At 59.5% G+C, this 9,171-nt stretch carries 5 protein-coding genes; 4 read left to right on the forward strand and 1 reads right to left on the reverse strand.

Going from position 1 to position 9,171, the window contains the following annotated elements; translation table 11 throughout:
* The first annotated feature begins 62 nt into the window (after nt 1–62).
* Both IE158_RS06065 and IE158_RS06070 read left to right on the forward strand, forming a co-directional pair.
* Nucleotides 63–3,263, forward strand: coding sequence for a type I restriction endonuclease subunit R (locus tag IE158_RS06065; RefSeq protein WP_189642765.1), 3,201 nt, complete (start codon nt 63–65; stop codon nt 3,261–3,263).
* A 34-nt stretch (nt 3,264–3,297) separates the two neighbouring features.
* Complete coding sequence (locus tag IE158_RS06070; RefSeq protein ID WP_229838939.1) at nt 3,298–3,981, forward strand: M48 family metallopeptidase; 684 nt, start codon at nt 3,298–3,300, stop codon at nt 3,979–3,981.
* Between the two features lie 1,538 nt (nt 3,982–5,519).
* Here the strand turns inward: IE158_RS06070 and IE158_RS06075 are convergent.
* Nucleotides 5,520–5,720: a helix-turn-helix domain-containing protein gene (locus IE158_RS06075; RefSeq protein WP_189642767.1), complete on the reverse strand. Its 201-nt coding sequence runs from the start codon at nt 5,718–5,720 to the stop codon at nt 5,520–5,522.
* Between the two features lie 125 nt (nt 5,721–5,845).
* On the opposite strand from IE158_RS06075, the gene IE158_RS06080 reads away from it, so the two are divergent.
* Nucleotides 5,846–7,084, forward strand: coding sequence for a hypothetical protein (locus IE158_RS06080; protein WP_189642768.1), 1,239 nt, complete (start codon nt 5,846–5,848; stop codon nt 7,082–7,084).
* Nucleotides 7,085–7,388: 304 nt separating this feature from the next.
* Nucleotides 7,389–9,171, forward strand: a 1,783-nt coding sequence (locus IE158_RS06085) for a CRISPR-associated endonuclease Cas3'' (RefSeq protein WP_189642769.1), incomplete at its 3' end; no start/stop codon positions are given.

The following is a 9,171-nucleotide window of genomic DNA, read 5'->3' on the forward strand; positions in this document are numbered from 1 at the left end:
GCCTGTGCCCACGCCTGAACTGGACTGATACCCGCCCGTATTTCAACCAACTGAGGTAACCGATGACCCGCACCGACCCGCCTGCCGACTTCCGTGAAATCGTGTCCAGCCAGCTTCCAGCGTTGGCCGAGCTGGTGAACCTGGGCTATACCTTCCTGACCCCTGCCGAAGCCCTGGAAAAGAGGCGAGGCCGGCGCGGGCAGGTGATTCTGACCGAGGTGCTGCTGGAAGCCCTGGGCCGCCTGAACCGGGTGCGCTACCTGGACCAAGAGCGTGAGTTCACCCCTGAAGGGCTACAGAAAGCGGCGGACCAGTTGCTGCGCTTGCCGTTCGAGGCGCTCTACACCACGGCACAGACCGCCTACGACCTGCTGACCCTGGGCACCAGTGTGGAGCAGGTGATAGACGGGGACCGCAAGAGCTTCAGCGTCCGGTTCATTGACTGGGAGCGGCCCGAACGGAATATCTGGCATGTGACCGAGGAGTACACGGTGGAGCGTCAGGGCAGCAGCAGCACGCGGAGGCCAGACATCGTGCTGTTCTGCAACGGGATTCCGCTGGTGGTCATTGAGTGCAAGCGCCCGGATATTCAAGATCCGCTGGCCGAGGCCATTTCGCAGACCCTGCGCAACCACGCCCGTGAGGAAATCCCGCTGCTGTACTCCTTCGCTCAGTTGCTGCTGGCGGTGGCGCAGAACGGAGCGAAGTACGCCACGACTGGGGCTGATGCGCAGTACTGGGCCACCTGGCGTGAGGAAGACCCGCAGGTCACGGCGGCCTTGCCGGAGCTGATCGGCAAGCCGCTGCCCCCGGAAGTCCGCGGCCGCATCCTGGGCTGGCGTGACGAACCGTTGCGTTCAAAGCTGGACCGGGCCTGGCATGAAGGCCCCCGCGTGCCGAGTGCTCAGGATGGGTTGATCGCGTCTCTGCTGGCTCCGGCCCGGCTGCTGCCCTTCATCCGTGGGTTCATCGTGTTCGACGCCGGCGTGAAGAAGGTCGCCCGCTACCAGCAGTACTACGCGGTGGGCGAAATTATGCGCCGGGTGCAGGAGCGGACCCCCGAGGGCAAGCGGCATGGCGGTGTGGTGTGGCATACCACTGGGAGCGGCAAGAGCCTGACCATGGTGATGCTGGCCCGTGCGCTGACCCACCTGCCGGATGCCCTGGCACCACGCATCGTGCTGGTCACCGACCGGGTAGACCTGGATGAGCAGATTGCCGACACCTTCAAGAACACCGGGGTTCAGCCGGTGCAGGCGAGGGACGGGCGGCATCTGCTGGAGCTGCTGTCCTCGGAGCGCACCCAGGTCATCACCACCGTCATTGACAAATTCGAGACGGTGGCCCGCGAGAAACTAAAGGTCACCAGTCCGGATGTCTTCGTGCTGGTAGACGAGTCGCACCGCAGCCAGTACGGCAGCGCCAATGCCCTGATGCAGACCGTGCTGCCCAATGCCTGCCTGATTGGCTTCACCGGCACGCCGCTGCTCAAGAAGGAGAAGAACACCGCGCAGAAGTTCGGCGGCATCCTACACACCTACACCATGGGCCGGGCGGTGCAGGACGGGGCCGTCGCGCCGCTCAAGTACGAGGCCAGGCACGCCGAGCTGCGTGGAGCACAGGAGCAGATAGACCGCTGGTTCGAGCGCGTGACCCGTAACCTGACCGATCAGCAGAAGACGGACGTGAAGCGCAAGTTCCAAGCCGCCCAGACGGTCCTGGGAGCCGGTTCCCGGCTGGAAGAGATTGCTTACGACATCGGGGAGCACTTCGCGCAGAACTACCAGAGTCGTGGTCTCAAGGCCCAATTCGCCGTGAGCAGCAAGCTGGACGCGGTGCGCTACAAGAAGATCTTCGAGCACTGGGGCCGCGTGAGCGTGGCACTGGTGATGTCCGCTCCCGATACCCGTGAGGGGCATACCACCGTGGATGAGGCCGATGTCCCAGAAGTGCAGGCCTTCTGGCGCGACATGATGAACCGCTACGGCAGCGAAGCGAACTATCAAAAGAGCATCATTTCGGCGTTCAAGGGAGACGGCGAGCCGGAACTGCTTATCGTGGTAGATAAGCTGCTCACCGGCTTCGATGCACCGCGTAATGCCGTGCTCTACCTGGATAAGCGGCTCAAGGAACACAACATCTTGCAGGCCATTGCCCGCGTGAACCGGCTGTACGACGGCAAGGATTACGGCCTGATCGTGGATTACCGGGGCATCTTCAACGAACTGCATGAAGCGCTCGACATCTACGCCGCGCTGGAGGCCGAAGGCTTTGACCCGGCAGATGTGGCTGGCACGCTAGAGAGCGTAGAAGTGGAAATCGGTCTGCTGAAGACCCGGCACGGCCATGTCTGGGATGTGTTCAGCGGCATAGACCGGCAGGATCTGGAAGCCATGCAGCGCCATCTGGAACCGCAGGACCGCCGGGAGGCGTTCTATGAGGCGCTGACCGCCTTTGCGAAAACCCTGCAATTGGCCCTCAGCACACCCGCGTTCCTTGACCGGACTCCGGAAGCTGAGCGGCAGGTCTATATCCGCGACCTGCGGTTCTTTCTGAACCTGCGCACCACCGTCAAGCGGCGCTACGGTGAGAGCGTGGACTTCGGCCCCTTGGAAGCGCAGCTGCGCAAGATGGTGCAGGAGCATGTGGGGGCCGACAGCGTCACCCAGCTGGCCGAGCCGGTCAGCCTCTTTGATGCTGAAAGCGCTGAGGAGCAGGACGCCCAGATTGAAGGGGACGCCGCCAAGGCGGATACCATGGCGAGCCGAATCCGCCGGGCCGTGACTGAGCGCATGGAAGAGGACCCGACGTTCTACAAGCGGCTCTCCGAACTGGTGGACGCAGCCATTGCTGACCACCGCGCTGGGCGACTGGCTGACCTGGAGTACCTCAAGCGTGCGCAGGAACTGACCCGGATGGCCCGTGAACGTGAGCAGGGTGAAGGTGGTGATCCCAGGTTACAGGGGCGTGAGGCGGCGCAGGCTTACCGTGGACTGCTGGAAGAGGGGTTGTCGGAATCTCTGAGTGGCGTAACGGACCTGGCTGAGCGGCTAACCACTGCTGCTCTAGCCTTCGACGATGCGATTCAGGGCCTCAAAATCCGGGATTGGCACAGTAATCAGGGCGTGCGGAATCGCATGATTGATGCTATGGATGACCACCTCTACGAGCTTGAGCGTGAAACTGGGCAGCGCATTCCCCATTCCATCCGGGACGCCTTGTTCGAGAAGGTCTTGTCTGTCGCACGGCACCGGGATGCCTAAGGGTAGCGGGGGGGCACGGACGGCGCAGTACGGCATGACCCGAATTCCGTATACCTTGAAGCGCCGTGCCCGCCGGACCCTCAGCATTGAGGTGCAGCCGGACGGCAGCGTGCTGGCCGTCGCGCCTTTGGAGGCGCCGGAGGATGCGGTAGAGCTGAAGGTGGCGAAACGGGGAGCCTGGATTCTCCGGCAACAGCGCGAGCTGGCAAAGTTGCCGCCCCCCTTGCCGGAACGCCAGTACGTCAGCGGTGAATCATGGCGCTACCTGGGCCGGCAGCACCGCCTGCGTCTGCTGACGGATGAGCCGGAGGGGGTCAGGGTGGTTCGCGGTGAATTGCTGGTAGCCGTGAGGACTCCTGGCCGTGCTGAGCAGGTGGTTGAGCGCTGGCTTCGGTCACGGGCCGCAGTAGTGATTTCCGAACGGATGGAATTCTGCTTAGAGCACGCGGCACATTTCGGAATCAGCCATTCGGGCGAGTTCAGTCTGCGGAGGATGCGGACACAGTGGGGAAGCTGTACACGGTCAGGCAAGCTGACGTTCAATCCTAGGCTGGTACAGGCTCCTAAAGAATGCATTGATTACGTCCTGCTGCATGAGCTGTGCCACCTCACGGAGTTCAACCACTCCGCAGCCTATTACCGGCTGCTGGGACGTGTGCTCCCTGATTGGAAGCGGCGGCGCGAGCGGCTCAACAGGTTGGTCGAGTTGCCCCAGTGAGCTGAACGGCTGCACCGGCCAAAAGCGCTTACGAAGTCCTCGCGTTGTGTAGGCTGCACAGCGAACAGGAAGCCAGTTTCTATTGATTGGCCGCTTGCAGTATGCGGCCTGCTGGCCAACACTTGTCAGGCCACTTATGAAGGCGTAGCGGACCGCCCGGCACTGCGTCTACTCTTTGCTGAAGGGAATTGCATTGGAAGCGGCCCGTACTTATGAAGCCCCGGGTCGCGGCTTCCGAATTTAACCTGGTCACGCAGTTCCGTTGGCCTGTCATGACCAATGAAAAGGGTGGTCTTAGGTGGACTGGCTGACCCCCTCGGCAGTTTTAGCTCTTCGCAACAAGCTGGGCCAGACTACCGGCTTGCCAAAATGTACAAACCGGACTGCACGGGATGCCTGTTGGCAGACAGCAGAGACAGCAAAGCACTCCCCCTTACTGATGCCTGGGTTCGGGGAGGAGCTGGGCTGGTTCGGTTTTGAAGCACGGAGGGTATTAGGGTGGAATCATTTGAGGTCCTTTCGGGCGTGATCGGAGCCAGGTGGAGGGAAATCGGCCGCCTGGAACAAAAAGCTCGGTTTCCTGTCAGGGCAGAGGCTGCGGCGTTGGACAGCATGACCCGCCAAGTGTTGGCGGACCTCGGGCACGGCTGGGACTGTGGGCATAAGAACGCTTCGGTTCAAAAGTTGCACTGCTGAGGCTGCAACCTTCCTGTGAGGCTTTAAGGGATTGGGGGTTCGCCAGCACAGCAGGGCTCACAACAGGAGCTGAAGACCCCGCCTCCGTCTGGTTTTCTGGAGAAGGCTCCAAAGTCTTGTCAGCCTTGAGTAGGGGCAAGTGAGCAGTAAATGTCCCCCTGGGGAGACGCCCTATGCGCCGGGCGGCCAACAGGTCTTCACAGGCATCTAGAGCTTGCTGAGCCAATTCCTGCTGGTCGTAGGTCATCACGTCCTGCGTGTCAGGTCGGCAGGCTCGTTCGTCCCTAGGCTTAGAGAAGTATTGTGCCAGCCTCTCCAGGTCACCGAGCCCCTCAATCTGTCTATGCCAGACTTTTCGTCTTCTGAGTTCCTCTGCCTCCTCAGGACTGAGAACCACCATGACATGGACGTGCGCCTTCCCTTGCCTGGAGAGGGCACAGAAAACATAACGGGGAGAATCCCCAAGGAGCTCCTGGCACTGTGCCTTAGCACGGACTGGTGCATCCCAGTAGAAATCAGTGCAGTCCTTCAGCTCAAAGGAGACGTGGTAGACCGAGCCTGGGCAGGCTGTGAGCCGAGCCAAGATACCTTGTCCGTATCCCTTCAGCTGGGTGGCCTTGCGCCTCCGTTTGGATGTCGTGTCGTGAAGCGCATCAGGCAAGAAATCAGCTCCGTGCCGGAGTTGATATTGGTAGCTGAGGGGATGAGTTGTCGGATTGGCTGGCAGCATGGCTGTGTTGGGCAATAGGGCAGGGCCAGTGACTGGGGTGGTCACTGAACCCTGGCGATGTGGCGGGAATGAAAAAAGCCGACTGCTTGGTCGGCCCCAGATGTTGTTTAGATCAGTTGGCTCCGCCGCCAGCCAGAAACTCGTCTATGGCGGCCAACGGAATCAGGATCTTGCGGCCAATGCTGATGCTGCGCAGCTGTCCTGTGCGGATCAGTTCGTAGACAGCGTTGCGCCCAATGCCGAGGATGTGGCCGACTTCCTCGGGACGGCGGGTGAGGCGTTCGGTTCGTTCGGTGGTTGCTTGCTCGTTCATTTCTAGGCTCCCTTCTGTGACGGCCGAATCTCTTGCGAGGTGTTCCTGTTTCGGCTTGCTTCGTCCTCTAGGGCCTATAATGATGACAACAGAAATGACCCAAAAAGTGTTTCCATAAGTTCTTCATGCAACAGAGCAAGGCCAAAAGAATGTCTGACACGCAGCTTTTATCTATTCCCCGAAAGGAGCGAGACCGGATTTACATCCAGGTGCGAGAAGGACTTTCTCGGAAATGTCCGGATCTGGTGGAATTCTGGAAGCTGAAGCATGTTCAGCAGGTCTTGGACTGGCCCTCTATCAGGCAACACCGTGCAGACCATGAACTGACGGACGCATTGATCCAAACGATTGTTGACCAAGCCATCAGCTATGCGCCACGCAGCCTTCTGCGGAATGAAGCAGCAAAGCAGAAGCAAATGATTCCTAGACTGCGGCCCGAGTCAGTTTCCCTGAGTAGCATTCATGGAATGGCCTATTTCATGGGCTTGCGGATCCAGCAGGATAAGACCTTGATGGCGGAGCTTGAAGCTTTGCGAGAGCTGATTGCGACTGACGCTGCCACTGGCACTGCGAATGGTGAGGCCCCTTTTCCCTGGTTTAATAGCCGTACGGAGACAAGGGCGAACGCACTTCGGAGAGCGCAGGACTGGCTTGAACAAGTTGCAGACCGGGAAAGCACAGTTGCTCAGCTACACATCCAGCTAGAGGCTGCTTCCTATCAAGCTCTACGCCAAGACTGGAACGATTGGATCAACTTTGAACCCGACCATTTGCGTGAGGGCGGTATGGAACTCGCAGCTTACCTTCGGCTGTTGGCCGATCATGTTGAAGGTTGGTCTAGTGGACCACTCGTTCCAACAATGCAGCTGGGTGGGCTGATTACTACAGAGAATACGATTGGCCCCGTCGGCAACGAGAAGCTCTCTGTCCACCACCGTGTTGTAGTCCCCCCGTCTGCTGGACTTCTCAAGCGCCTCTATGACTTGGTAGCACTGATGGCGCGTAGTCCTGGCTGGGATACCGCATCAGCTACGCGGTTCATTTTGACCGATGATCCTCCCTTACCCCAGGGCCTTCTGAGGCAAGCTCTCGAGCAGCAAAAGCCTATGCAGCTCGATCAAGTGGCGTTGCTGCAGTTGGTTTACATGACACGGGATGACACTGAGCGTGGAGTTTGGGCTCGGCGTCTCAGAATTTGGGATGATTGGCTCATAAGAGGAGAAGGCCTCACCAAGCGGTTCATGACTGCGGCCGAGGCAACCCGACCAAAAGCGTTACAGGTCGTCTTCCGGCGAGCATATGCAGATGCTGAGAAGCGGCTTGCTAAGGCACTCCTGCAAGTGGATAGGTTTGAAGAGGCCTAGCCAGCCCCTGTGCCCGACAAGTTCTTCTTCAGCCCCCTAGCCCCACCGAAATGTAGGGAGCAGCCCCCCATACCTGTACTTAATCATGCGGTAAATGTGATCATGATTTTCGGAATGGTTGTGGGTTGGCTCGCCGTTTACTTGCGTGCAGCATCTAGGTTGTGTCAGGGCCGGCAACCCTCTCTTATATTTTTCTATGAGTCAGGCGGCATTTATCGCAATCTGTAAGAGCGTGTTTGATACAGCCAACTGATCATCCACAAATTAGCGACGCTGTCCAAAAGTAAAGGCGCATAGTGGAAGCATGGGCCACTATATGGGGCACAGTCCCGGTAAAGAAAATCCGAACTGGCAGGCCCTCAAAGACCATGTGGAAGGCGTGACCAACCGTACCGAGCAGCACGTTCGCTATCTGGTGCCTGCCATTCCACAGATTACGGTTTATGCCCGCCTAGCGGGGTTGCTGCATGACCTGGGCAAGTACCGCGACGAGTTCCAGATTCACCGCCTGAAATGGCACCCGCACGAGGAAAGGCACGACCCTAGCTTTGAGGAAAAGCCCTGCCCACACAGCGACGCAGGTGCGCGGCTAATGGCCGCCGAATTTGAAATGGACGGTGAGGAGCGCTCGGAGTTGCCGTTCATCATCGCCAACCATCACGGCAAGCTGACCGATACAGCCGCGTTGGATGCAAGGCTCAAGCAAACAAAAGTGGAGGAAACCCACGAACTTTTTGCCAAAGCTGTGCAGGATACGTCCGAAGTGGAAGACCTGTTGCAAGACTTGCCGGATTTACCGCTTGAAGGCACCGAACGTGCCTTCCTGATTCGAGTGCTTTTTAGCGCTTTGGTGGACGCTGACCGCCTCGATACCGAGGGCCACGGCAGCCCCGGCAAGGCCGCCCTGCGCTCTGAATATGACAAACAGGCGGCAGAAATGGGCCTACTGTTTGAGCGGTTGCAGGCGCACATGCAAAGCAAAAACGGTGGCGAGAAGGCGAACGAACCCATCAACGTGCTGCGGCGCGAGATGTATGAGGCGGCCCTTTCACACGCGGGTGATTCCACCGGGTTTTTCCGTCTGACCATGCCCACGGGCGGCGGCAAAACGCTGACCTCGCTGGCTTTTGCACTGGCCCACGCCCAGGCGCACGGTCTACGGCGCGTGGTGTACGGCGTGCCCTTCACCACCATCATCGACCAGACCGCGCAGGTGTTCCGCGACGTGCTGGAACAGAACGATTTCAAGGTGCTGGAACACCACAGCAATCTGGAGCCGGAAAAGCCCAGGAACGCAGGTGAGGAAGACAAGCAGACCCTGGCCGAACTGTCTACCGAGAACTGGGACGCTCCCGTAATTGTGACCACCACCGTCCGGCTGTTTCAGGAAACCCTCTTTGGCACGCGCACCGCGCAGCTTCGCCGTCTGCACAACCTGACGGGCAGCGTGATTGTGCTGGACGAGGCCCAAACCCTGCCCACTGGCCTGTTGACGCCCACGCTGGACGCGCTGCAATTTCTGGTCAAATACTGCGGCTGTTCGGTGGTGCTGTGTACGGCCACGCAGCCCGCGCTGGATGAGCGCCTGGGTTTTCCGGCCCTGAAAAATATCCGCGACCTGATTGACGATACTGACTATTTCTTTGAGCAGCTCAAGCGGGTGGATTACCATTTTCGGACAGCAGAGCCGACGAGCTGGGCTGATCTCGCCACGGAGCTGGGTGGTCTCTCGCAAGTGCTGTGCATTGTCAATACCCGCCAGCACGCGCAGGAACTTTTTGAGACCCTGGGCGATACCCGCGCCAATTTCCATCTGTCTACCAACATGGTGCCGCACCACCGCAAGCGGGTTCTGGCCATCATCCGGCACAGGCTCAGGCACGGAAAGCCCTGCCGCGTTATCTCGACGCAGCTCATTGAAGCGGGCGTGGACGTGGATTTCCCGACGGTCTACCGCGCTATGGGGCCGCTGGAAGCGATTGTGCAGGCCGCAGGCCGTTGCAACCGCGAAGGGAAATTAGCTGACTACCCCTCAAAACGTGGGACAAGCCGTGCCAGACGGCTCCAATTTTCAGGGCTTGGGTGGC

The sequence above is a fragment of the Deinococcus piscis genome, assembly GCF_014653275.1.
Classification (GTDB): Bacteria; Deinococcota; Deinococci; order Deinococcales; family Deinococcaceae; genus Deinococcus; species Deinococcus piscis.